The organism is Planococcus sp. APC 3906, assembly GCF_030407685.1.
Lineage (GTDB): Bacteria > Bacillota > Bacilli > Bacillales_A > Planococcaceae > Planococcus > Planococcus koreensis.
Map to the genome: position 1 here is coordinate 120,668 of NZ_JASDCW010000002.1, position 24,089 is coordinate 144,756.

Consider the following 24,089-nt stretch of genomic DNA (forward strand, 5'->3'; position numbering starts at 1 on the left):
TTCGAGATATATTAGTCTTATTGTTAAACTAGATTTCGTTGAAAGGAAGTTTAATGATGGACCAAAATAGTAAAACACTGCCAGTATCCGTTTTGGATCTGGTTGCCATTTCACAAGGACAAACAGCAAAAGAGGCAATTGACAGCATGATCAGCTTAGCACAGCATGTCGAACAACTCGGTTACCGCCGTTTTTGGCTGTCCGAGCACCACAACACGCCGACACTTGCCAGTTCAGCTACATCGATCTTGATTTCCAAAGTATTGGACAGCACGGACTCGATTGAAGCCGGCTCAGGCGGTATCATGCTGCCAAACCATACGCCACTAGTCGTAGCGGAACAATTCGGCACTTTGGAAACGATGCATCCAGGCCGCGTTAACTTAGGGTTAGGCCGTGCACCAGGCACTGATATGCAGACTGCCCGCGCACTGCGCCGCACTTCGCAGGAGACAGCGTACGCATTTCCGCAGGACGTAGTGGAATTGCAGAATTACTTGAAACCGCTTGAACACCAAGGCATGGTCCACGCCTATCCGGGCGTGGGAACGGAAGTGCCGATTTTCATTTTAGGCTCGAGCACTTCGAGCGCGGAGCTTGCCGCACGCCTCGGCTTGCCGTATGTTTTTGCAGCGCATTTCGCACCGCAGCAGCTGAAGCAGGCGCTGCAGATTTACCGCAGCCAGTTCCAGCCTTCTGAATACCTGGCAAACCCTTACGTAATGGTTTGCGTTAATGTTGTAGGTGCTGAAACCGATGAAGAAGCAGCTGTACTTGGAACTTCCAGTAAAATGTTTTACTTGAATGTCATCCGCGGCACCAAGAATCCCCTGCAGCCGCCAGTCGAAACGATGGATGGCAGATGGACCTTCCCTGAAGAAAATATGGTGCGCGGTATGGCACAATATACGTTCAGCGGAAGCAAAGAAACGATTGCACGCCAGTTAGCACCGTTTATTGAAGAATTGCAGATTGATGAATTGATGGCAGTATCGTATATTTATGACCAAGACAAGAGAAAGCGTTCGTTTGAAATCTTGAAAGAAGCTGTAGATCAACTCTAATTAATGGAGGCGGTAGACATGAAAATCGGGATTATCGGAGCAACTGGAAAAGCAGGCGGTTTTATTATGAAAGAAGCGCTCCTGCGGGGGCATGACGTCACAGCGATAGTGCGTGACGCCTCGAAGCTTGTTGAAAAAAGAGCGGCCGTCATGGAGAAAAACATCGATGAATTGACTGCCGAAGATTTACGGGAGTTTGATGTGGTTGTCAATGCGTTCGGCGTTCCGCCGGAAAAAGCCGAGCTGCATGCCGTGGCAGGGAAAAGCTTGATTGATGCGATGAAAGGAGCTCCTGGTACGCGCTTGATCGTCGTTGGCGGCGCCGGCAGTTTGTTTGTCGATGAAGCCCGGACGACGCGGCTGATCGATACACCCGAGTTCCCGGAAGCCTTTAAAGCGATTGCCGTTGGGCAGTCCCAGAACCTTTCTGATTTGGAAGCTTCTGAAGGCATCAAATGGACGTTTCTTAGCCCGGCGGCTTTCTTCGACCCAACAGGAGGCCGGACAGGGCATTATCAGATTGGCGAAGACAGCATCACGTTCAATTCGAAAGGCAAGAGCTATGTCAGCTATCCGGATTATGCAGTTGCGTTAATTGATGAAATCGACCATCCGCGCCACTTGAACAAACGGTTTACGGTCGTGTCGGAAGGGCATTGAGTGGGCTTGCCACTAAATGTTCACGTTCAACGCCCAGCTGGAAAATCCAATCCTGTATAATGAAAAGAAATTCACTCATTAAAGGCGGGAAACGAAAACATGGAATTTCTATATTTTCCTGAAGATAAGTCAGAGTACATTCCGGGGATCATTTCAATTTTGGTGATTTTCCTATTGTCCATATTCATTGTCCGGCTGCTGATCCGAGCGTCGAGAAAACAAGTGAAGGAATTGGAACAACAGGGCTATCCAGCGTTTTATAACGAAGCTGAGGCACCTGCCAAGAAACAGCAAGCCGAAGATGCGGCAACCCAACAGCATAAAGCGGATGCCGGCGATGCCGAAAACCGCCCAGACAAAAAGCCCTGATTGCTCAGGGCTTTTTTGCTTGCATTGTCTTATGCTTGATCAATTTCTGCTGTCAGTGAAACGAGTTCATCGACCAACTCACCAATGTAGGTGATGGTGTCGCGCAACGGCTTTTCGGTGGTGATGTCCACCCCAGCCATTTGGGCTAGTTCAGCAGGCGGTTTCGTGCCGCCGGCCTTCAGTACGTCCAGCCATTCGTCGACGGCTGACTGTCCTTCGCTCAGAATGCGTTTGGAAACTTGGGTTGAAATCGTCAGCCCCGCGCTGTAGGTATACGGGTACAAGCCCATATAATAATGCGGCTGGCGCATCCATGTCAGTTCGGCGCCGCTCGTGATTTCGACTGCGTCGCCCCAGAATTCTTCAAGAACCCCGCGTTTGATAGTGTTGAGGATCCCCGCGTTGACGCTTTCGCCAGCATCAATGCGTTCGTATACTTTCCGCTGGTAGGCGGCTTCAAGCAAATGTGTGACGAAGTTATGGTAATATGTCCGTGCAACAATAGAAGAAATGACCCAGCGTTTGAATTTCGGATCGTCCGAATTGGCAAGCAGGTGATTTGCCACCAGCATTTCATTCATTGTCGAAGGCGCTTCAATAAAGTAAAGCGAAGGGCGGGCATTGAAAATGTTCTGCTCCCGGTTGGCGTTATGGAAATGGCCGGCATGGCCAAGCTCATGCGCCAGCACGAAAACTTCGTTCATGCGGCCGGTCCAGGAAATCAGGATATACGGATGGCTGCCGTACGGGCTCGAGCAAAAAGCGCCAGTCGATTTGCCTTTGTTCTGTGCAAAGTCGATCCAGCGTTCCGCATAGGAGCGCTCAACCATTTCCAAATAATCCGGCCCCATAACAGCCAAGGCTTCATTAATGTATTTTTTGGATTCTTCAACCGTGATTTCAGGTTCATAGGAAGCATCGAGTGAAATCTTCAAATCAGCGAAAGTCATTTTGTCGAGGCCGTGCACTTGCTGCAGCAATTTGGCGTATTTGCGCATATGCGGCGCCAATTCCTTCATGATTAAATCGATTTGGCGATTGTAAAGCGAGCGGTCCACTTCCTGGTCGAACAATAAATAATCGAAGATGGAGCTATAGCCACGCAGGTCGGCTGTTGTCTTCTCAGTTTGAAGCTCCATATCGTAAGTCTTGGCGGCCGTGTGCTGATATTCCTCAAGCTTGTCCGAAAAGGCGGTGAATGCCGCACGGCGAAGCTCAGGTTTGGTTTCGGCCTCCCAATCGCCTTCGAACGATACGTAGCTGAGCGGATATTTCTGGCCGCCTGCTTCGAAATCATCAAATGACATGTCGAGCATTTTCGTCGTATTGTAGAGGCCATAAGGTGCATTGAACGTAGCGGAATAAGCGGCCAATGCTTTTTCTGCCTCAGGGTGCAATTGATGCGGTTTCCGGCGCAGCAATTTTTTCAAGTAATTTTCAAAAGGCGGTGCTTGTGCGATTGCCGCTTCAAGTGTGGCTTCCGGAAGTTCCAATAGCTCACTTGCAACGAAAGACAGCTGGCTGCCGATTTTCGCGGCTGCCGAACCGAACCGGCTCGCGCGCATCTGGGCTTCGTCGTTTGATTGGTCGGTACTGAGAGACAGGCTTGCATAGGCGCCCGCCTGGGTGATTTTTTCAGATAAAACAGTATAAGCTTTCAGCATTTCCACGATTGAAGCGGGATCTGCCAACGTTCCTTTGAATTGTGTGCTGAAAGCTTCAGCTTCTTTTTCAAGCGCTTCAGGTACTGGCTCAAATTCTTCGCTGGATGAAAACAAACCAGTCAGATCCCATTTTTCTTCTGTTGGTACTTCTGAGCGCAGTGGCAAATTTTTAACCATTTTATCTCTCCTCTGTATATTACGGTTATCGAACTATCTATCAGTATATAGAGAGGACAGCGCATTGTAAAAATGTTTTTAGAATTTATTAAAAAAATCTAAAAAATAGGTTTAACAATTTTTTTACGTGGAATATAGTGAGTACAAGGCGGAATAACGTAGGGAAAAGCGTATAAACGAAGTAAGTTTATGAACGCATCCAGACGATGACTTGCACAGCCTTGGCGGAAAATTTTGCTTTACTGGCGATATGCAACTCTTGTCAGGGACCAACTGCAACACCAGGTTTCTATCCAGACAGTGTCAAATCAGTAAACAGTAAGTTTTTTGTGGAAGTGCATCTAGTACGTCTAACTGCAGAAACACCAATTTCGCTGAGAGGTACATGCGAAGCAAAAGCCTTAATGGCAAATGACAGTTAGCGCAACACAATGCATTGGCGAGGGTTACCAAATTTCGTCAGGCATCAACATTGTAGAAGAATTGAATAGAAATTTTCCGCGTGCGATCCCCTCAAGGGAATAATTCGAGGGGCGGTAAAAGGAAGAGCATGGCCTGATGAAAAGGGCCATGCTTTTTCCTTTGCCTTAAATGGATCGAAAACTAATCAGAGTAATCAGATGATTTCGGACTGCTGTGGTAAAATGTTGAAATAAGCGGAACAACATACATAGACGGATTCCGCAGAAATGAGGGAGACCGATGGTGGAAGAAATCGTACATGCTATTCAAGATGATTATCCAGAAGATTTTGCCTGGTGCTACGGCTGCGGCCGGATGAATACGGAAGGGCATCATTTCCGCACCGGTTGGGACGGCGATGAAACAGTGACTTATTTTGAACCAGCTCCGCAACACAAAGCGATTCCAGGCTTCGTGTACGGCGGGCTGATTGCATCTTTGATCGACTGCCACGGCACGGGGTCCGCGTCGCTTGCGCTGCATCGCAAGAATGGCTTTGAACCTGGAAGCGGTGAAGAGCCTCCGCGCTTTGTGACGGCTTCTTTGCACGTGGATTTCTTGAAGCCGACACCGGATGGACAAGTGCTGAAAGCAGTTGGAACAGTTGAAGAAATTCATCCGAAGAAATTTAAAGTGGCTGTCGAAGTGTTTGCGGAAGATATACTCTGTGCGAAAGGGGAAGTGGTGGCAGTGGTTATGCCGGCTTCTTTTGCGAATAAATGACGCTGATTGACCGGGTTTAACAGCGCCAAAGTCCATCTTGAACAGATGGACTTTTTTTGCTGTTTATAACCTAGTTTACTAGTAAGAATAGTGGGTTTGCTATATAATCAATTTATTCTCTTGAATAAAGTGAATGTTTTCACGATTTTGATAGTAAGATGCGGAAAGGTGCGATCATAGATGAAATATGGATTTTGGCTGCCGATTTTTGGCGGATGGCTGCGGAATGTGGAAGATGAAAACATGCCAGCAACTTTTGAGTATGCGAAACAGGTCGTGCAAAGCGCTGAACAATGGGGCTATGACACAACATTGATCGCTGAATTAAATTTGAATGATATCAAAGGAATGGAAGCTGATTCTCTGGAAGCTTGGTCAACTGCAGCGGCTTTGGCTGCGGTGACCGAAAAAATCGAAATCATGACTGCCATTCGCCCGGCTTTCCATAACCCGGCAATTGCTGCTAAAATGGCCGCCAATATTGATCGCATTTCCAATGGGCGTTTTACCTTGAATGTCGTTTCCGCTTGGTGGGCAGAAGAAGCGCGCCAATACGGCGGCGACTTTACTGAGCATGACGAACGCTATGACCGCACGGACGAATTTCTGCAAGTCGTCAAAGGCATGTGGAGCGGAAAAGAGTTTTCCTTCAAAGGGAAGTATTACGACATCCAGAATGCGCGACTGGAGCCGAAACCGGTTCAACGGCCCAATCCGATTTTGTATGCAGGAGGCGAAAGCCCGCGCGGCAAAAAATCGATTGTCGAGTCTTGTGACGCCTACGTGATGCATGGCGGCACCGTCGAAGAAATCGAGGCGAAAATCCAGGATATGAAAAACCTGCGCCAAGCGGCAGGCAAAGAGCCGCTGCAATCGTTCGGCATGGCAGCTTATGTCGTATGCCGCGACACGGCAGAAGAAGTGCAAGAAGAATACGCGCGCATCGTCGACATGAAAGATGCCAGCGGCTATGTCGGTTATAATGATTTTGTGTCGAAATCACAATTGGAGCAGCAAGTGAAGCTGGAAGACTATTCCGTTTCCAACCGCGGGCTGCGCCCGAACCTGATCGGCACGCCGGAAGAAATCGCGGACCGCATTCTGGCTTACGAAAGAGCAGGGCTTGGGTTATTGCTGCTGCAATTCTCGCCTCAATTGGAAGAAATGGAACGCTTTTCGCAAAAAGTGATGCCGCTGGTGGAAGCAAAACGCAAAGCGCTTCAAACGCTTTCGAATTAGGAGGAAGACGATGACTGAAAAAATATACGTAATTCACGAAAATGAAGAATGGACGACGCATTTATTCAAACGGCTGGATGAATTGGAATTGCCTTATGAGAACTGGTTTATCGATGAAGGCTTGGTGGATTTGAACGAAGCGCCGCCAGAAGGCGTATTTTACAGCCGCATGAGTGCGTCATCGCACACACGGGGCCACCGCTATGCGCCGGAATTGACGGAATCTGTGCTTGTCTGGCTCGAGCACCACGGCCGCAACGTGTTCAATGGCAGCCGCGCGCTGCGCCTGGAAGTCAGCAAAGTCAATCAGTACATGGCGCTGAACGCAGCCGGCATCCAGACGCCGAAAACAATTGCGGCGAACGGCAAGGCGCAAATCGTCAAAGCGGCGGAAAAGCTCGGCGAAGCGTCTTTCATCATCAAACATAACCGTGCCGGCAAAGGGCTTGGTGTACAATTATTCCATTCGATGGAAGCCTTGCATGAATATTTGGACGGCGGCGGATTCGAACCTTCGATCGATGGCATCACATTGGTACAGCAATACATCCAGGCGCCTGAGCCATTTATCACCCGCTGTGAATTTGTCGGCGGAAAATTTGTCTACGCGGTGCAAGTGGATACTTCGGAAGGCTTTGAGCTGTGTCCGGCAGATGCATGCCGAATCGATGATTTGTTCTGCCCAGTCGGCGAAGAATCGGACGAAAAGCCGAAATTCCAAGTGGTGGAAGGGTTCAATGACCCGATCATCGACAAATACGAAGAATTCCTGCGCCAAAACAATATTGCAGTGGCGGGAATTGAATTTATCCGCAACAGCGCAGGAGACATTTTCACCTACGATGTGAACACCAATACCAATTACAATGCAGATGCAGAAGCTGCACACGGCAAGTACGGCATGCTGGAATTGGCAAGTTTCCTTGGCAAGGAATTGAAAGGCGCGAAGGTTGTTGTTTAATAGGGGAGGCACCGTTTCTTTGAGGCGGAGCCTTCTCGTTTTTGTTTAAGGCCTGCTTTATCCGGGAAAAACTCAGTAAAAGAGTAAGAACAAGAAAGGGCGTTGAAAATGGATAAGAAGCGAGAGGAAGAAGAAACGGTTGAACCGGTAGGAACAGAAGGAATAGAGGAAGCGGAAGAAGAAACAGAAGAAGAAACTAAAAACAATGATTCGTATTTCGATAAAATCTATAGCAATGTAGCGTCGAATCGCTACGAGAATCTGCGGACAAGCTATATTGAAAACAAAGCGAAGGCATTGCGAAAAAAACATAAATAAAGATCAAATGCGAAGCGCATTCGATCTTTATTTTTTGCGTGGCGCTTTGCTGATTTCTTCGGAAACAGCGAAGGCCAGATCGTCGTTGCCGAACATCTGAAGGATTTCCAGCATCGTGTCGTCGCCCACATCGATTTCTTCCGGTTCGGCAGCGTTTTCTTCTATAGCGAGAAGCAATGCCGGGTTCTTTTCCTGATGGGGATAGGCTTGCTGGTAAAGTGCAACAGGGTCCAATTGGCGGGCCGCGCACCAGTGGACAAACAGCTGGATCATCGTGTTTTCATCTTGCTGGTATTTCTTGATGATGTATTCTTCGCGGTTTTCGAATTCCATTTTCAGCACATCCTTTGCAAATTGTTTTCTTGTCCTACTATAGCAAAACAGCCAATTCGAGTACATGCATGGACTTCTATGTTCATTTACTCTAGAATAAACGCGAGAGCAAAGCTAAGATCGGAGGGCATAACATGAAATTATTGCAAGTAAGGAAGGGACAATTCGTCTACTTCAACAACGAGCTGCATAAAGTGTATTCGGTAAAACCATTGGCTAAAAAGTCGGTGCTGATGTACCGGATCAAAGACATGGAGCAGTTTGAGAGCAAGGCGGAAGATGTAACCTTCTATAAGCCGAAACACATGGATTCGTTCATGCTGATGGGGACGCGCTATACATTGCGTGAAGACCTTGAAGCAGAGCAGGGCGGCTATATTTTCATCTCGAAGCCGGACCCGGATTATACGGACCACTATGCATTGAACGAATTTGAGAGAGTTGAATTGGTGGAAGGCAGAGACGTTATCACAACTCGCCAGAACACGGTAAAAGCGAAAGAGTTTTTCGTCATGGCGCCAGGCCAAGAGCCGGGAAGCAACGATATCGCTTATTACGACAAATCCAAAGTGCCAGCAGAGCAGCTTGAAAAAGATGCGGGGCTGGAAGAGGAATTGAAAGAAAAGAATGCCATCAAACCTTCTATCGGAGATGTCTACCTGAATCTTGAAAATGGCGCAACCACTATGGTCGTGGCGATTGAACAAGATGTGGCCACAATGGGTACAGGCGATAAGATGACATTCAGCCAATTATACAAAGCGGATAATTGGAGTTTCCTTTATTCCCTCAACTCAGGAGCGGATGAGTTAGTATAATGAAAAATGCGGACCAAAGCGGTCCGCATTTTTTTATGCCTTCATCCGGAAATGGAAAGAGTGCCGCGTAAGCTATTCCGCCATTATTCAGGCGCAATCGCCATGAATTCCTGGGCCATCGAGTAGAATCGGGCACCGTGGCCTTCGGCAGCTTCCAGGAAATATTTTTCACTCAAGGTAAAGCTGCCTTGCTGCCCATCACTGACAACGTAAGCGTTGATGACTGGGTCATCCCATTCCTGGCCGCCATTCGCGATGCCGTGAAGCAGAAATCCTTCAACAGGTTCCTCGACTTTTTCCGTCTCTTTCAAGTCTGGAAAGACAGCTTTTAAGTGTTCGGCAAGCTCCACGGCCCGATCAGCTGGTGCAATGTCAGGGGTATGCAGGATTGCCATCGATACTTCAGGATAGCCTTCCGGCAACGCTTCTTTTGGAACGATCATGTCCGGATCCGCATCTTGTCCGGCCACCATTTTATAGCGTTCTTCATCGATGTAAATGATATACGATTCATTTTTCCCGATAGTCAGGCGGCCGATGATTTTTTCTTCAGTGCCTTCAATTTGGACCACCAATTCCTTTTCAGCAGGGAAGCGCTCTTCAATTGGAAGGGCAGGTTCCTTTACAGGTTCGGAAACTTCCCCTGTTGCAGGCGGCTCGGTTTCTTTCGCTGGTGTACTGGAACCGTTGAGCGTATCAAGAAAACCGGTTCCAGTAATGAACAAGAAAGCCAAAGCAATCAGCAGGACGGTGGCAGTAATTAGCATAAGACCTCGTTTTTTGTCCATTGCATTCTCCTCCTAAAGAGAAACATGTCAAAGAATCGTCTTTTCGATCGGAATCGGCGTCAATGCTGTCGTCTCATTGATGAAAATAAAAGCATCGTAGCGCTCGGATATTTTCGATGGAACGTAATTGCCATGGGCTTCATATTCGGGATGGTAAACGACGCCGATTGCACGGTGTCCGACCCAGCGGTTGAATAAAGCGTGATTGTCATCGCCGAAAATCAGCAGCTTGTCATGGGCGCCTGTGCGGTTCAGCAACTCTTCCCACGAATTGAGGCGCGCAGGAGGGACACGCATCTTCTGGTAAGGCGCACCCCAGGAGCTTGCCGCAATGACAGAGCCGGTATAAGTGCCGAAGCCAAGCGCGAAAACACCCTCGGCATGCTGCTGTTCGCGCATCAGTTGCCCGACATTGACCATGCCTTCTCTGCGCATGTCAGTGGCACGGGCATCTCCAATATGCGTATTGTGTTCCCAGACGATGATTTTCGCATCCGGGCCGTGGAAATCCCTTATTTCGTTGATGGCTTCCACCATATGCCCATCGCGGACATTCCATGATAAGGTGTCGTCCCGCGCCATTGCGCTGTAATAATCTTCCGCATTTCTGGCGACGAGTGCATTGATTTTCAAACTGAGCGCGGTTTCCTGTCCATCTTGATAAAGTGCGCTGTCTTGCCTCATCACTTCCAGCAGCTTGTCGACTTCATCAATGCACCGGTTAAATGGATGGATGGCAGACATCGCATACTTTTCAGCGTCGCGGTTGAATGGCTCAAAGCAGGCGAAGGCTTTTTTTGCCAGTTCCAGGTGGCTCGCGGAAGGGCTGGCTGTGGAAAGGTGCCCGATAATTTCCTCCATCGATTCCCATAAACTATAAAGGTCGATGCCGTAAAAACCCGTCTTCTGTGCACTTTGGCCATTGTGCAGCCGCAGCCACTCGATGAAATCGGCGACTTCTTCATTGGCCCACATCCAGGTCGGCCAGCGGTTGAAAGCCTGGAGCACTTCACGGCTTTCTTGTTCTGCAGGGCTATACGCTTTGGTATGGCGGTTGACTGCATGCGAAGGCGGCCAATCACCTTCTACGGCAATGATGGAAAAGCCCCGCTCCTGGATGAGCCTTTTGGATAGTTCGGCGCGGATTGTATAAAACTCGGAAGTGCCATGGGTCGCTTCTCCAAGCAAGACGATTTTGGAACTGCCGATGGCATCAACAATCCTGTTCAAGTCTTCGGAAGATCGATAAGGCAGGGCGTGTTTCTTTATGGCTTCTTCAAGCGATATATCCACAACTAAAACCCCTTTCTATTCCGCTGTTACTCTTGGTTTTCCCGTATAGCCGCAATTGAAACGATGCCCGGCAACGGACATAAAAAAACATCCGCTTTTGGCGGATGTCCGAAAATTCACTGCAAGACGTCCTGGAATTCCGGAGTCTTTTCGATAACGCCATTGGCGAATGGGCATTGCGGGTCGATGCATTTGCCTTCTTGGCGTGCATAATTTACAACATGCTCGACCAATTTCTTGCCCATTCCCTGGCCTTCGAGCTGGGGCGAGACTTCCGTGTGGTCAACAGTCAGAACATTGCCGCTTGGAACATATGACAACACGCCGAGTTCTTCGCCGTCTTTGACAATCGTGAATTTGTTTTCGCTGTGTTTGATATCCATGTAATTTCCTCCTTTAAAAATATGCCTTCTTTAGTATTCCCGAAATACTTAAAATTATTCATGAGCGGGTATAGCTTTTACTAAAGAGGTGATTGAATGGAGAAAAAGCAATTGGCTGGAATGGCTATCGACCGCATTGAAAAAGTTTTCGGCAAGCATAACGGGTATCGGCGGGCGCATGCCCGGGGCGTCATGTATGAAGCGGTGTTCACAGCTACTGGTGGTGCAGCGGATTATACAACAGCGGAACACCTTCAAGCGGGGGAGACAAGAGCTGCCGTGCGTTTCTCGCATAGTTCCCCTAATCCGATTTGGACCGACGCGATGTCGCCGGTCAAAGGAATGGCTGTGCAATTCCAATTGCCTAGTGGAGAAATCACGAATATTGTGGGCGTCAATGCACCGGTTTTTTTCGCTAAGACACCGGAAACCTTCACTGAGATGCTGGGCCTTGCGAAATCGCTTAAAAAAGGCCGGCTGCCGTTGCCAACATTGATAAAACTGCTGATCAAATATCCGGACAGCCGCTCGGCTATCAAAGTATTGCGGAAAATGCATGCACCGGCAAGCTTTGTAAAAGGGCGTTATTATGCGATGCACGTATTTTATTTCATCGACGGCGAGGGGCGCCGGACACCCATCAAATACGAATGGGAGCCAGATGCCGGAGTCGCCGTGTTATCGCCTAAAGACGCAAAAGCAATGGGGCGGGGACATTTTGAACAAGAGCTTGAAAGCCGCTTGAGAAACGGCCCGGCCGGTTTCCGATTGAACATCATCATCGGCGAGCCGGGCGACCCGACCGATGATCCGACAAAAGAATGGCCGAAAGAGCGGCGGAAAATCGTCGCAGGGCATCTGGAAATCCGCCGCAATCGACTGGATGATGAAAAAATCCTTTTTGATCCGACTGTGATGGTCCCTGGAATAGCGTGTTCGGAAGACCGTATTCTCGCATTCCGTTCGCTGGCCTATTCCATTTCCCATGCAAGGCGCACGCCAGGAACGTGAAAAAGAGCTGTCGAGAATTTCTCGACAGCTCTTTTTATTTGCGGGTCCTGTTTGTTTTCAATTCCGTATTCAAAGCCTTGAACAAAGATACAATGATCAAAATCATGACCAGTGAGAACGGCAGAGCTGCTGCGATGATGGTGTTTTGCACAGCGGCTAATCCGCCGACAGCCAGTAAAATGGCCGCGACTGCGGATTGCGCAATGCCCCAGAGGATTTTGATCTGGTTGCTTGGGTGCAGCGATCCTTTTGTCGACTGCATGCCAAGGACGAATGTCGCGGAATCAGCTGACGTGATGAAAAACGTGCTGACCAGCAAAATAGCGACGATTGACATGGCAAAGCCAAGAGGCATTTCACTGAACATCGCAAACAAAGACTGCTCCGGTGGGAATCCAGCCAAATCGCTTCCGCTTTTCTGCAAATCGATGGCTGTCGTACCGAATGCCGCAAACCAAAACGCTCCGAAAATAGTTGGCGTCAAGACGACGCCGATCAGAAATTCGCGGATTGTGCGCCCTTTGGAAATGCGGGCGATGAACATACTGACAAACGGCGCCCAGGAAATCCACCATGCCCAGTAGAAAATTGTCCAGTTGTTGAGCCATTGGCGATTTTCTGCATCAAGCGGCGCAGACTGGAAACTCAGGCTGATCAAATTCTGTGCGTAATTGCCGAACGTTTCGGTGAACATATTCAAAATCAGCAATGTCGGACCGAGAACGAGTACCAGGATCAATAGGATAACAGCCAATATCATATTGATGTTGGACAAGTATTTGATGCCTTTATTGAGCCCGGACCATGCGGAACTGATGAACAATATCGTTACGGCACCGATGATGATGAATTGGACGGTGGAAGTCTGCGGCACGCCGAATAGGTATGCAAGACCGCCGTTAATTTGAGCAGCGCCAAAGCCGAGTGAAGTGGCCACTCCGAAGACGGTAGCGAAAACGGCTAGTACGTCTACAAGTGTGCCGAGCGGACCATCCATTTTCTTGCCGAAAATCGGCTTCAGTGTTGATGAAATTAACGCAGGCTCCCCTTTGCGGAACTGGAAGAATGCGAGCGCCAAGGCGACAATGCCGTACATGGCCCAGACATGGATTCCCCAATGGTAATACGTGCGCTGCAGGGATTCTTTGAATGCAGCGTCAGTACCGGGTTCAGCAGTGGCCGGCTGTACAGCGAAATGGCTGAGCGGTTCGGAGGCGCCATAGAAAACGAGGCCGATCCCCATTCCTGCTGAGAACAGCATGGAAATCCAGGAAATGGTCGAGAATTCCGGGCGGTCTGAATCTTTGCCGAGCCGGATTTTGCCGTAAGGGCTGATGATGATGATGAATGTGAAGATTAAAATCAAAGCCATAAGCATTAAATAATACCAGCCGAAGCCTGTATCGATGTATGACCGGATGTTGCCTGTGATTTTTTCAAAGGCTTGTGGTGCGATGACGCCGAATACGACTGTCAAGATGACTAAAGCGAATGCGATGTAAAAGACTTTCGAAGCTTTTTTCATAATTTCTCCTTCTGTGGATATTTTCTAGATGACATTTAAACTTACCGAAAAACCATCTTCAGGTCAAACGATATGGCTGAGTTGATCAGTCCCACTCATTCATTTGTTCTTCCTCAGCAGCTATGCGCAAATCATCCGCCGTGATGGTGAAGACTTTGTAGTCATGCGTTTCTGCATAGGTTTCGGCATCCCGTTTTGTGAATTTCGGGGAGCCGTCCGTTTCCTCGTCGTAGACAATGAGCATGGCATCCGAATTGCGGAGGAAAAACTTGCTTTTCTCGATGAATTGCCATGGCGCCTCATATGGCCGGTTGGTGAGGCTGCGGTGGAAATCCGCCAGCTCCAAGATCATTTGGTATTTTTCTTGTTTGGTTTCATTCCATTTCTTTTCCTGATCGACAAAAGGGGTGAGGATGGCGTATTGCAATTGAGGGAATTCGTCTTTCAACTCAAGCACCACTTCCGCTGCCCAAGTCTCCACGCCGAGCTGGCCGCTCAAAATCACCCATTCCAGCCCTTCGTCCAGAAACACCCGGAGCCGGTCTTCAAGAGTTTTTTTGATGATGCGGATGCCCGGGTTTTTGTCATCGAAGATGCCGAGTTCATGCTGCTTATAGCCGGTCACCACTAAACGTTTAATCATCATAAGCTTCCTTTCTATCGTTTCTTTCAGTATATACTACCCGCTGGGCTACGATAATAAAGCTAAATTGCGAAACAACTCAGGTTCAACGCCTTTAAGTGCTATTTTTCAGAATTATGTTAAAATGGTGGCATAAAAGGAGGCGTCAGCCATGGCGGGCCTTGAAAGCGTAAAAAGGGCTCAATTGAACGTTGCGGATATGATTCACCGCACACCGATTTTAAGTTCTGAACAATTCGATCTGGCAAGCGGCAACAGGGTTTATTTTAAAGCAGAGCATTTGCAGAAAACAGGTTCTTTTAAAATCAGGGGAGCTGCCAACGCCGTCAAAAATGCCGTGCAGGCGGGAGCGGCATCGGTGGCAGCTGCATCTTCCGGCAACCATGGGCAAGCAGTAGCCTATGTGGCAAAACAGCTTGGCGTTCCGGCTGTCATCGTGGTTCCGGAAACTGCCAGCCGGGTGAAAGTGGCGGCCATTGAATCGTACGGCGCGGAAGTCGTCTATTGCGGCACGACTTCCGCTCACAGGATTCCGAAAGCGCAGCAATTGGCCGCGGAAAACAACGGCGTCTATATTCCGCCTTACGACCACGAAGACATTATTTCGGGACAAGGCACGATCGGGCTCGAACTGCTCGAGCAAGTGGAGGGGCTCGATGCGATTCTCGTGCCAGTCGGAGGGGGCGGATTGATCAGCGGGGTCCTGGCGGCTGTGAAAAACGTGAATCCCGGCATCAAGGTGATCGGCGTAGAACCTGAAGAGGCGAATGATACGTGGCTGTCGCTCCAAAGCGGCCGCATCACATCGATCCCGGAAAGCTTCACTATTGCCGACGGGTTGCGGACATCTCAACCCGGAGCCATGACTTTTCCGATTTTACAGCAATACCTGGACGGCCTTCTATTAGTGTCTGAAGCCGACATTAAAAAAACGTTCCAATTTTTAGCGGAAAGAACCAAGCAGCTTGTGGAGCCGTCCAGTGCAATGGCGGCAGCCCCTCTCCTGTTCGGGGAATTGAAAGGTGCGAATCTGAAAGCAGCGGTGGTATTGTCTGGCGGCAACGTCGATTTAAAAGAACTGCAAGCATTTTTGCCAAAATAGATGGCTGGAGAGTTCTGCTCTCCAGCCATTTTTTATATGAGCGTTAAAATTCCCCTGGTCTTGCATTCATCAAATGAAAACGGTAACATTAATTTAAGTATTCTGAACATACCAACTAGTTAGTATGTGAGAAACGGTTAATTAGAATGGGGGAATGGCAGATGAACGTAATGGACCTTTTTAAATTGGACGGCAAGACGGCTATCGTGACGGGAGGCGGGCGAGGGCTGGGCGCGCAAATTGCCGAAGGCTTTGCAGAGGCAGGAGCAAATGTGGTGCTGTGCTCAAGGAAAGTGGAAGCCTGTGAAGAAATGGCGGAAAAATTGAAAGCAAAAGGGGTAAGGGCGCTGGCGCTGGAATGCGACGTCACCAAACCGGAAGATGTTGAGAATGTCGTCAAGAAAACGCTGGAAGAGTTTGGGGCGATTGATATTCTCGTCAATAATTCAGGGGCGACATGGGGAGCGCCGGTACTCGAGATGCCGCTCGATGCTTGGCGCAAAGTCATCGACGTCAATATCACCGGGACATTTTTGATGAGCCAGGCTGCGGGCGAAGCGATGGTCAAGCAAGGCAGCGGGAAAATCATCAATATTGCATCTGTCGCTGGCCTTGGCGGCATTGATCCGAAGTTAATGGATACTATCGGCTACAACACCAGCAAAGGAGCGGTCATCACGTTCACAAAGGACTTGGCGGCTAAATGGGGCCAGCACAATATCAACGTCAATGCGATTGCACCTGGATTTTTTCCGACGAAGATGTCGAAAGGGCTCATTGAAAAGGGCGGCAGCGGATTATTGGAACTGACGCCGCTCAATCGTTTCGGTACAGAAGAAGATTTGAAAGGGGCTGCACTATTTTTGGCATCTAAAGCTTCAGATTACGTGACTGGCGATGTCATCATTGTCGACGGCGGCATGCACGCTATCTAGAATGCGGGGGCTGGAGATGAAAACGAAACTGAAAGAGGGAAGCATCCGGTTGTTTGAAGAAAAAGGTTTCAGTGCGACATCGGTGCAAGACATTGTCGAAGCTGCTGGCGTGACGAAAGGGACGTTCTATTATTATTTTCAAAGCAAAGAGCAATTGCTGATGGACATCCATTCGGATTATATCGGCGACTTGCTTATGCGGCAGGAGGCTATTCGGCAGTCAGAGGCAAGCAGCCGCGAAAAGATTACTTCCATCATTGGCTTGCTGATTGGCGACATTGAGCAGCACGGCCCAAGCGGACGTGTGTTTTTCCGGGAAATGCGCCACCTGAAACAAGCCAATGCAGAGGCTGTGAAAAGAAAGCGGGAACAATTCCGCATGAATATTGAAGAGCTGCTGCGTGATGGGGTGGCATCCGGAGAATTCAGGCGCCAAATCCAGCCGGACATGGCAGCATTCGCGATTCTGGGCGTCACCAATTGGAGCTATCAATGGTTCAATCCAGCCGGCAGCATCCCAGCCGAAAAGCTCGCTGAAATTTTCAGCGATATGCTATTGAATGGCATTATGAGCGAAGGAGGAAAAGAACATGTCGGAATTTCAAATCACTAAAATATGCGTCGTCGGAGCAGGGCAGATGGGACAGCAGATCGCAATGCTTTGTGCGTTGGGCGGCTTCCAAACAACATTGAACGACGTCAATGCTGAAGCATTGCGCAAAGCGGAAGGTGCGCTCCGAAAGGTAATGGATCAATGGGTCGCCAAAAAGAAATTGACGGAAGAAGAAAAAAACACAGCATTCAGCAATTTGTCATTTACGGAAAGTCTGGAGGCAGCAGCTGGCGACGCAGATTATGCCATCGAAGCAGTTGTAGAGAAATTGGATGTAAAGCGTGGGATTTTCGAACGTTTAGACCAGCTTGCACCGCCTCATGCCATTTTGGCATCCAATAGTTCGACCATCGTCAATTCGCTCCTTGCTGAAGCGACGGGCCGGCCGGATAGGGTCTGCAATATGCATTTCTTTTTCCCTCCGCTTGTCATGGATTGTGTGGAAGTCGTCATGAGCGATGAAACATCGGAAGCGACAGCCCAAGTTTCGATGGAGCTCTGCAAACGCATAAACAGGACCGGTGTTTTGCTGCGCAAAGAAATTTCGGGTTTTGTGGCGAACCGCTTGCTGGGTGCGCTGCAAAAAGAAGCGCTCCATTTATATGGGAAAGGCATAGCGGATTTCAAGGAAATCGATTTGATTGTGAAAAAAGCGCTGCGCCATCCTATCGGCCCGTTTGAATTGATGGACTTGTCGGGCATCGATATCGTCTACGACGTCATGCAGCAGCAATACGCAGAAACAGGCGATCCGGCAGACAAACCGGCGGACTTCATCAAAGAAAAAGTGGAAAATGGCGAGCTGGGCCGGAAAACAGGCAAAGGGTTTTACGATTATCAGAAAGTGGAGGTGTAAGTGGAATGGCGCAACTTGTACATATAGAAAAAGCTCAGGGCTATGCGGTGGTCACAATCGTGAATCCGCCGATGAACGTCATCAGCAGCCAAGTGTTCAAAGAGCTGGATAAAGCGTTCGGCGAGTTGGGAGAAGACGCGGGCATCAATGCGGTTATTCTTACTGGCCAAGGGGAAAACGTATTTGCTGCAGGTGCGGATATCAAAGAGTTCCCGAACTTGATCGGACAGCCTGCACTGAAGGGCAAGTTCATGGAAACGCATGAGATTTTAAATCGGATCGAGCGCTTTGAAAAGCCGGTGATTGCCATGCTGAACGGACTGACATTCGGCGGGGGATGCGAATTGGCGCTGTGCTGCGATATTCGGATTGCCGAGGACCACGCACAAATCGGACTTCCAGAAATAACGCTCGGGCTGTTTCCAGGCGGAGGCGGGACACAACGGCTGCCGCGCCTTGTTGGAGAGGCGAAAGCCAAGGAGTTGATGTTTACGGGACAAGCTGTTTCTGCAGCGGAGGCGGAAAAAATCGGCCTTGTCAATAAAGTCGTCCCGAAAGGCCAGGGCATGGAAACGGCCAGGAAAATGGCGCAGCGCATCGGCGGCTTTTCGCTTCCTGCTTTGTCCCGCATCAAAAAGGCGGTTGGCGAAGGCATGGAACTGACGGTCGGGCAAGGGGTGGAACTCGAAGCTGGGTTGTTCGAAGAAGTGTTCCAGACGGCGGATGTCCGGGAAGGCGTCCAGGCTTTTATCGATAAAAGAACACCGCAATTCCAAAACAAGTGAAGGGGTGCAGCAAAGATGGCAGCGCATGAAATCACGGTGAAAGTTCGCTTCAGTGAAACGGATGCCCTCGGGCATGTCAGCAATATCAGTTATTTCATCTATTTGGAAGAAGCCCGGATTGAATTGTTCAGGGCATTGGGGTTTGAGATGGAACTTGAAAAGTGGAACGTCATCTTGCTGTCTGCGACCTGTAATTTCACCAATCAGGCATTTTTTGACCAGAAGTTGAAAGTCAGTTCATTCATCACCAAAATCGGTAATTCGAGTTTCATGATCGGACACCGGATTGAGGATGCTGAAACCGGCCAATTGATTGCGGAAGGCGAGGCGGGGGCTGTGTGCTTTGATTTTAAAAAGCAGAAAAGTGAACGCTTGCCGGACAATATCCGCAGCCAGCTTGAGAAGTTTGCGGAAGAGGTGTAAGAGATGGCAGAAACTCTGAACGGAACGATAGCGGTACGGCCAGGAGAAGAACTGGGCAGCGCCAAGCTGCATCAATTTCTGAAAAGCACGATTAGCGGGCTGCCGGAAGGTGAATTGGAAATCCGCCAATTCGGTGCCGGGCATTCGAATCTGACCTACGCATTGGCCATCGGCAGCTGGGAAGCGGTATTGAGGCGGCCGCCGCTTGGACCCGTAGCGCCAAGAGCACATGACATGGAACGCGAATTCACCATTCTTTCCGCATTGCATCCACTTTTTCCAGCTGCACCGAAGCCATACGTTTTTTCGCATGATACGGAAATCGTCGGCAGTCCGTTTTTTGTCATGGAAAGGCGGCATGGCGTCGTGCTCGACACGGAATTTCCGCAAGGCGTTGAGCCGTCTGCGGAATTAGGGCGCCGGATTTCCGAGTTGATGGTGGACCAGTTGGTAGAGCTGCATGCCATCGATTATAAAGGGACAGCGCTCGCTGAACTGGCGAAGCCGGAGGGGTTCATGGAGCGCCAAGTGACAGGATGGATCAGCCGTTATGAACGCGCAAAAACGGACGATATACCGGAAGCGGAAGAATTGGCCGCTTGGCTGCTTGCGCATATTCCGAAATCGCCGGAACCTGCTATCATCCATTACGACTTCAAATTGAACAACACGATGTTTTCCGAAGACTTCAGTGAGATCACCGGCTTGTTCGACTGGGAAATGACGACAGTCGGCGATCCGCTAGCCGACCTTGGCGCAGCAATGAGTTATTGGATGGAAAAGGATGATCCGGAAGCGCTGAAGAAAGGTTTTGGGAAAGCGCCCGTGACAGTTACGGAAGGGTTTTATACGAGGCAGGAATTTATCGAGCGTTATGCGGAAAAAAGCGGGCGTGACGTGTCGAATATCGATTTCTACGTGACGTTCGCAAGCTTTAAATTGGCGGTTATCTGCCAGCAAATTTATTACCGGTACAAAAAGGGGCAAACCGCTGACAAACGGTTTGCGCAGCTTGCCCCGTTCGTGGAAATCCTCATTCACCACGCCCTTAAGACGGCGAAGAAAAAGGAGGCAGGCGGAAATGGTCAGTGATAAAACTTTGGCATACAGGGGCGGCAGCTTTTTATATAGAGCGCCGTCTGCAGAAGGGGTGTTCACGCCCGAAGACTTTACAGAAGAACACCTAATGATTTACAAAACGGCGAAACGTTTTTTGGAAAACGAAGTGCGGCCGCATAACGAGAAAATCGAGCAGCAGGATTTCACGCTGGTCAAGACGTTATTGGATAAAGCAGGGGTACTTGGTTTGCTGGGACATAGTGTGCCGGAGCAATACGGAGGACTCGGATTGGATAAAATCAGCAAAGGCATCGTCGGGGAAGCGCTCGGACCGGCTGGCGGCTATGGCGTCGCGCATTCGAATCACACGTGCATCGCCACATTGCCGATCACGTATTTTGGTACGGCTGACCAGAAGGCCCGTTATTTGCCGAAGTTGGCATCCGGTGAATTTATCGGTGCATACTGCCTGACAGAGCCGAATGCAGGATCGGATGCCTTGGCAGCCCAGACGACGGCAACATTAAATAGCGAGGGAACCCATTACTTGCTGAACGGCACGAAGATGTTCATCACGAATGCGGCGTTTTCCGATACGTTCATCGTTTACGCAAAAGTGGACAATCACGCTTTTACGGCTTTTATCGTCGAAAAGGATTTTCCGGGATTGGCGCTGGGGGCTGAGGAACAGAAAATGGGCATCAAAGGCTCATCTACCCGTTCAGTGATTTTCGAAGATTGCCAAGTGCCGGTTGAAAATCTGCTGGGTGAAGTCGGAAAAGGCCATGTCATTGCGTTGAATGTCCTGAATCTGGGCCGTTTCAACTTGGGCTCGGCGACGATGGGGGCAGCCAAATACGCGTTGGAGCTGGCTGTGAAATACACGAAAGAACGCCGGCAATTCGGTAAAGCGATTGCGGATTTCACTGTAACGCAAGAAAAAATCGCGGGCATGGCGATGCGGATTTATGCGGCGGAATCGCTGCAATACCGGACAGCAGGGCATCTCGAAGATGCATTGGAAGGGCTGTATGATGCAGAGGACCATGGACTGATCGCCAAGCGGATGATGGAATACGCAACGGAATGCGCCATCTGCAAGGTATACGGTTCAGAAACTTTGGATTTTGTGGCGGACGAAGCGCTCCAATTGCACGGAGGCTATGGCTATATTAAAGAATACAAAATCGAACAGATTTACCGCGATTCACGCATCAACCGGATATTCGAAGGCACCAATGAAGTGAATAGGCTGCTCATCCCAGGCAATCTTCTGAAAGCCGCTGGAAAAGGGCAAATACCGCTTGAAGCCGCTGCCGCGCAGGCTATGGAAGAAATGCAGACTCCCAAAGTCGATTCAATCAGCGTTATTTCCCGGGAAATAGAAGCGGTGCAAGCGATTCGCCGCGTCTTTCTGTTGTGTGCAGGCATCGCCTACCGGACATACGGCTCCAAATTAGCGGATGAACAGGAAACATTGATGAACTTGGCGGATATCGCTATTGGTTTATTCGCTGTTGAATCGGCTGTCTTGAGAACGGCGAAAGCGATAGACGTTAATGGCGAACAGCAGGCGGCTTTGAAAATCGAGCTGGCAAATGCACTGGTAGATGAAGCATTGCTGGAAACTGAATTCAACGCCCGGAAGCTTCTTCAAGGCACAGCTTCTGAACGGGAGCTGCATGATTCTGTTCCTGCCATTACGAAAGAGTTGAGCAGGCTTCAGCGGTCAGGAGCCAAAGCAGCGAAACGCAGCATTGCACAGAAAATACTGGCGGCGGAACAATTCACGTCATAAGGAGGAACAAAATGAAAGTCATCAAATTTGAAGAATTCGGCGGACCCGAAGTCCTGAAATGGAGCGACGCGGAAAAACCGCAGCCAAGAGGCAGCGAAGTATTGATTGAAGTGAAGTCGAGCGGCGTCAATTACGCGGATACGGCCAGGCGCGAAGGGCAGTATGTCGTGCCGACTGCGCTTCCGTATGTGCCGGGTTCGGAAGTGGCTGGCGTTATTGTGGAAACAGGGAACGATGTCCGGAATTTCAGCAAAGGACAGCGCGTGGTGGCATTGATCGAATCCGGCGGCTATTCGCAATACGTGGCAGTTGACGAGCGGGTGTTGACGCCGGTTCCGGATAATGTCGATTTCGACCAAGCGGTAGCATTGCCGCTGCAAGGGTTGAGTGCTTATCATATCCTCAAGACAATGGGACGCCTCGCACCGGGCGAAACCGTGTTGATCCACGCGGCGGCAGGCGGAGTTGGCGCAATCGCTGTGCAATTGGCAAAAATCTTCGGTGCCAGCAAAATCATCGCCACGGCAAGCACCGATGAAAAGTTGGCGCACGCGAAAAAGATGGGCGCCACGCACGTCGTGAATTATTCGGAAGACGGCTGGGTGGAGAAAGTAAAAGAGATCACCGAAGGAAAAGGCGTTGATGTTGCCTTGGAAATGGTTGGCGGAGATGTCTTCAACCAAACGGTGAAATGCCTCGCCCCATTCGGCCGACTTGTGATATTTGGAGCGGCGAGCGGCCAGCAAGCCACGTTCAATCCTGGCCAATTGATGCGCAAGAACCAATCCGTCATCGGATTTTTCCTGCCGCAGATCATGCGCAACCCGGAGCTGTTCCAACAAAGCTTCAAAGAGCTGCTCGGCTATATGGCGAGCGGGCAGTTGACGCTGACGATAGGTGGGAGTTACCCGCTTGAAGAAGCGGTGCAGGCCCATCAAATGCTGCAGGGCCGGAAGACAATCGGCAAACTCGTGCTCAAGCCTTGAGTATGGAAATGTGCATATACGGAAAAGGCAGGCGCAGCAGCGCTCTGCCTTTTTTTATGGACCGCAGTAAAAATCCTTGGGGTATTTGCAAGAATAATGAGACAATATAAAGGAGGGGGAGGGTTAATATGAAAATTTTAATAGTTGGAGCCGGAGGAATCGGCGGTTATTTTGGTGCGAGGCTGATGGAGACTGGACAGGATGTCACTTTCTTAGTCCGCAGCCGCAGGAAAGCGCAGCTTGAGCAAACCGGCTTGAATATCAAAAGTGTTAACGGTGACGTCAAACTGGTCCCGAAACTGATTACCGCTCAGCAGCAAGAAGAACAGTTTGATCTGGTCATTTTAACGGTAAAATCCTATCAGCTGGAAGACGCAATCGAAGACATTCGTCCGTTCGTAGGCGTAGACGGAATGATTCTTCCGTTATTGAACGGAATTTCATATGTCGATGACTTGGTGGCGGCGTTCGGAGAAGAGCGGGTGCTTGGCGGGCTTTGTTTCATCGAAACCACGCTCGACGAAAACGGCACAATCGTCCAGACGAGCCCGATGAATCAGTTGGTCTTTGGTGAGCGATCAGGAAAAGAGACCGGCCGCATCCTCGGAGTGCAAAGAGCGTTCGAGGGCACAAAAGCCGATTTTTCCCTGAGTGCGAATATTGAACAGGATATGTGGCATAAATATTTGTTCATCACAGCGATGTCAGGCATTACTGCGGCAATGGAGTCGCCGATCGGCCCCATTCGTGATTTGGAATCCGGCCAGCGCACCATTGCAGCACTCTTGCAGGAACTTGTGTCAGTCATGAAAGCGATCGGCGCCCCTGTAAAAGAAACGATTGCGGAAGATCAGCTGGCCAAGATCAATTCGCTTCAGCCTGGCATGAAATCATCGATGCAGCGCGACATGGAGAAGGGGCAGGCAATCGAAGCCGACCACCTGCAGGGATATCTTTTGGAGAAAGCAGCAGCTGAAAAAATTGCCGTCCCGGTTCTTGACGCGATTTATACGAAATTAAAACTTTACGAAATAAATTAACGGAATAATTGAACAATTCCTCTGAAAACGTTTACATTCTTCTGGAAGTTATTTATGCTTG

At 49.5% G+C, this 24,089-nt stretch carries 26 protein-coding genes; 19 read left to right on the forward strand and 7 right to left on the reverse strand.

All coding sequences use genetic code 11. The annotated features are described in order from the left end of the window. Window positions 1–53 precede the first annotated feature (53 nt). The 3 genes from QMA09_RS01990 (at window position 54) to QMA09_RS02000 (ending at window position 2,093) form a co-directional block, all read left to right on the forward strand. A complete protein-coding gene (locus QMA09_RS01990) occupies window positions 54–1,064 on the forward strand; it encodes an LLM class flavin-dependent oxidoreductase (RefSeq protein ID WP_290211819.1) in 1,011 nt (336 codons plus the stop codon). Window positions 1,065–1,082: 18 nt separating this feature from the next. After that, entirely contained in the window at window positions 1,083–1,724 is a 642-nt protein-coding gene (locus QMA09_RS01995) for an NAD(P)-dependent oxidoreductase (RefSeq protein ID WP_290211820.1), read from the forward strand. 99 nt (window positions 1,725–1,823) lie between these two features. Continuing rightward, entirely contained in the window at window positions 1,824–2,093 is a 270-nt protein-coding gene (locus tag QMA09_RS02000; RefSeq protein ID WP_290211821.1) for a hypothetical protein, read from the forward strand. A gap of 29 nt (window positions 2,094–2,122) precedes the next feature. On the opposite strand, the gene pepF is transcribed toward QMA09_RS02000, so the two are convergent. Continuing rightward, window positions 2,123–3,934 carry an oligoendopeptidase F gene (gene pepF, locus QMA09_RS02005; RefSeq protein ID WP_290211822.1) on the reverse strand — a complete coding sequence of 604 codons (1,812 nt, stop codon included), beginning with the start codon at window positions 3,932–3,934 and terminating at the stop codon, window positions 2,123–2,125. 702 nt (window positions 3,935–4,636) lie between these two features. Between pepF and QMA09_RS02010 the strand changes: the two genes are divergently transcribed. The 4 genes from QMA09_RS02010 (at window position 4,637) to QMA09_RS02025 (ending at window position 7,637) form a co-directional block, all read left to right on the forward strand. Continuing rightward, window positions 4,637–5,119, forward strand: a complete 483-nt coding sequence (locus QMA09_RS02010; protein ID WP_290211823.1) for a PaaI family thioesterase — start codon at window positions 4,637–4,639, stop codon at window positions 5,117–5,119. Between the two features lie 180 nt (window positions 5,120–5,299). After that, on the forward strand, window positions 5,300–6,358 hold the full coding sequence (locus QMA09_RS02015; RefSeq protein WP_290211824.1) for an LLM class flavin-dependent oxidoreductase: 1,059 nt from the start codon (window positions 5,300–5,302) through the stop codon (window positions 6,356–6,358). 10 nt (window positions 6,359–6,368) lie between these two features. After that, entirely contained in the window at window positions 6,369–7,319 is a 951-nt protein-coding gene (locus QMA09_RS02020) for an ATP-grasp domain-containing protein (RefSeq protein ID WP_290211825.1), read from the forward strand. Window positions 7,320–7,427: 108 nt separating this feature from the next. Further along, a complete protein-coding gene (locus QMA09_RS02025) occupies window positions 7,428–7,637 on the forward strand; it encodes a hypothetical protein (RefSeq protein ID WP_290211826.1) in 210 nt (69 codons plus the stop codon). Window positions 7,638–7,664: 27 nt separating this feature from the next. On the opposite strand, the gene QMA09_RS02030 is transcribed toward QMA09_RS02025, so the two are convergent. After that, window positions 7,665–7,970, reverse strand: coding sequence for a hypothetical protein (locus tag QMA09_RS02030; protein WP_290211827.1), 306 nt, complete (start codon window positions 7,968–7,970; stop codon window positions 7,665–7,667). A 134-nt stretch (window positions 7,971–8,104) separates the two neighbouring features. Between QMA09_RS02030 and QMA09_RS02035 the strand changes: the two genes are divergently transcribed. Then, entirely contained in the window at window positions 8,105–8,788 is a 684-nt protein-coding gene (locus QMA09_RS02035) for a hypothetical protein (RefSeq protein ID WP_135503308.1), read from the forward strand. Between the two features lie 83 nt (window positions 8,789–8,871). Here QMA09_RS02035 and QMA09_RS02040 read toward each other — a convergent pair whose 3' ends face one another. The 3 genes from QMA09_RS02040 to QMA09_RS02050 form a co-directional block, all read right to left on the reverse strand. After that, the gene (locus tag QMA09_RS02040; protein WP_290211828.1) at window positions 8,872–9,576 is read right to left on the reverse strand and encodes a hypothetical protein; all 705 of its coding nucleotides are present in this window, start codon (window positions 9,574–9,576) and stop codon (window positions 8,872–8,874) included. Between the two features lie 27 nt (window positions 9,577–9,603). Next, the gene (locus tag QMA09_RS02045; RefSeq protein ID WP_290211829.1) at window positions 9,604–10,869 is read right to left on the reverse strand and encodes an erythromycin esterase family protein; all 1,266 of its coding nucleotides are present in this window, start codon (window positions 10,867–10,869) and stop codon (window positions 9,604–9,606) included. 116 nt (window positions 10,870–10,985) lie between these two features. Then, window positions 10,986–11,252: a GNAT family N-acetyltransferase gene (locus tag QMA09_RS02050; protein ID WP_135503303.1), complete on the reverse strand. Its 267-nt coding sequence runs from the start codon at window positions 11,250–11,252 to the stop codon at window positions 10,986–10,988. 96 nt (window positions 11,253–11,348) lie between these two features. Here QMA09_RS02050 and QMA09_RS02055 point away from each other — a divergent pair, with 96 nt between their 5' ends. After that, entirely contained in the window at window positions 11,349–12,263 is a 915-nt protein-coding gene (locus QMA09_RS02055) for a catalase family peroxidase (protein ID WP_290211830.1), read from the forward strand. A 34-nt stretch (window positions 12,264–12,297) separates the two neighbouring features. On the opposite strand, the gene QMA09_RS02060 is transcribed toward QMA09_RS02055, so the two are convergent. Together QMA09_RS02060 and QMA09_RS02065 are read right to left on the reverse strand one after the other, a co-directional pair. Further along, window positions 12,298–13,788, reverse strand: a complete 1,491-nt coding sequence (locus QMA09_RS02060) for a glycine betaine uptake BCCT transporter (protein ID WP_290211831.1) — start codon at window positions 13,786–13,788, stop codon at window positions 12,298–12,300. 85 nt (window positions 13,789–13,873) lie between these two features. Next, window positions 13,874–14,431, reverse strand: a complete 558-nt coding sequence (locus tag QMA09_RS02065) for an SLOG family protein (RefSeq protein WP_290211832.1) — start codon at window positions 14,429–14,431, stop codon at window positions 13,874–13,876. Between the two features lie 151 nt (window positions 14,432–14,582). Here QMA09_RS02065 and QMA09_RS02070 point away from each other — a divergent pair, with 151 nt between their 5' ends. The 10 genes from QMA09_RS02070 (at window position 14,583) to QMA09_RS02115 (ending at window position 24,028) form a co-directional block, all read left to right on the forward strand. Next, window positions 14,583–15,533 carry a threonine/serine dehydratase family protein gene (locus QMA09_RS02070; protein WP_290211833.1) on the forward strand — a complete coding sequence of 317 codons (951 nt, stop codon included), beginning with the start codon at window positions 14,583–14,585 and terminating at the stop codon, window positions 15,531–15,533. A gap of 161 nt (window positions 15,534–15,694) precedes the next feature. Then, window positions 15,695–16,468 (forward strand): SDR family oxidoreductase, encoded by a 774-nt coding sequence (locus tag QMA09_RS02075; RefSeq protein ID WP_290211834.1) that lies wholly within the window; start codon window positions 15,695–15,697, stop codon window positions 16,466–16,468. Between the two features lie 16 nt (window positions 16,469–16,484). Then, window positions 16,485–17,081, forward strand: coding sequence for a TetR/AcrR family transcriptional regulator (locus QMA09_RS02080; RefSeq protein WP_290211835.1), 597 nt, complete (start codon window positions 16,485–16,487; stop codon window positions 17,079–17,081). Beyond that, the gene (locus QMA09_RS02085; RefSeq protein WP_290211836.1) at window positions 17,059–17,937 is read left to right on the forward strand and encodes a 3-hydroxyacyl-CoA dehydrogenase family protein; all 879 of its coding nucleotides are present in this window, start codon (window positions 17,059–17,061) and stop codon (window positions 17,935–17,937) included. The genes QMA09_RS02080 and QMA09_RS02085 overlap by 23 nt, the downstream gene beginning before the upstream one ends. A gap of 5 nt (window positions 17,938–17,942) precedes the next feature. After that, the gene (locus QMA09_RS02090) at window positions 17,943–18,722 is read left to right on the forward strand and encodes an enoyl-CoA hydratase/isomerase family protein (protein WP_290211837.1); all 780 of its coding nucleotides are present in this window, start codon (window positions 17,943–17,945) and stop codon (window positions 18,720–18,722) included. 15 nt (window positions 18,723–18,737) lie between these two features. Beyond that, on the forward strand, window positions 18,738–19,145 hold the full coding sequence (locus QMA09_RS02095; RefSeq protein ID WP_290211838.1) for an acyl-CoA thioesterase: 408 nt from the start codon (window positions 18,738–18,740) through the stop codon (window positions 19,143–19,145). Window positions 19,146–19,148: 3 nt separating this feature from the next. Beyond that, entirely contained in the window at window positions 19,149–20,237 is a 1,089-nt protein-coding gene (locus QMA09_RS02100) for a phosphotransferase family protein (protein WP_290211839.1), read from the forward strand. Beyond that, window positions 20,227–22,002 carry an acyl-CoA dehydrogenase family protein gene (locus QMA09_RS02105; RefSeq protein ID WP_290211840.1) on the forward strand — a complete coding sequence of 592 codons (1,776 nt, stop codon included), beginning with the start codon at window positions 20,227–20,229 and terminating at the stop codon, window positions 22,000–22,002. The genes QMA09_RS02100 and QMA09_RS02105 overlap by 11 nt, the downstream gene beginning before the upstream one ends. An 11-nt stretch (window positions 22,003–22,013) precedes the next feature. Then, window positions 22,014–22,988 (forward strand): quinone oxidoreductase family protein, encoded by a 975-nt coding sequence (locus tag QMA09_RS02110; RefSeq protein ID WP_290211841.1) that lies wholly within the window; start codon window positions 22,014–22,016, stop codon window positions 22,986–22,988. Between the two features lie 128 nt (window positions 22,989–23,116). Next, a complete protein-coding gene (locus tag QMA09_RS02115; RefSeq protein ID WP_290211842.1) occupies window positions 23,117–24,028 on the forward strand; it encodes a ketopantoate reductase family protein in 912 nt (303 codons plus the stop codon). Window positions 24,029–24,089: the final 61 nt, after the last annotated feature.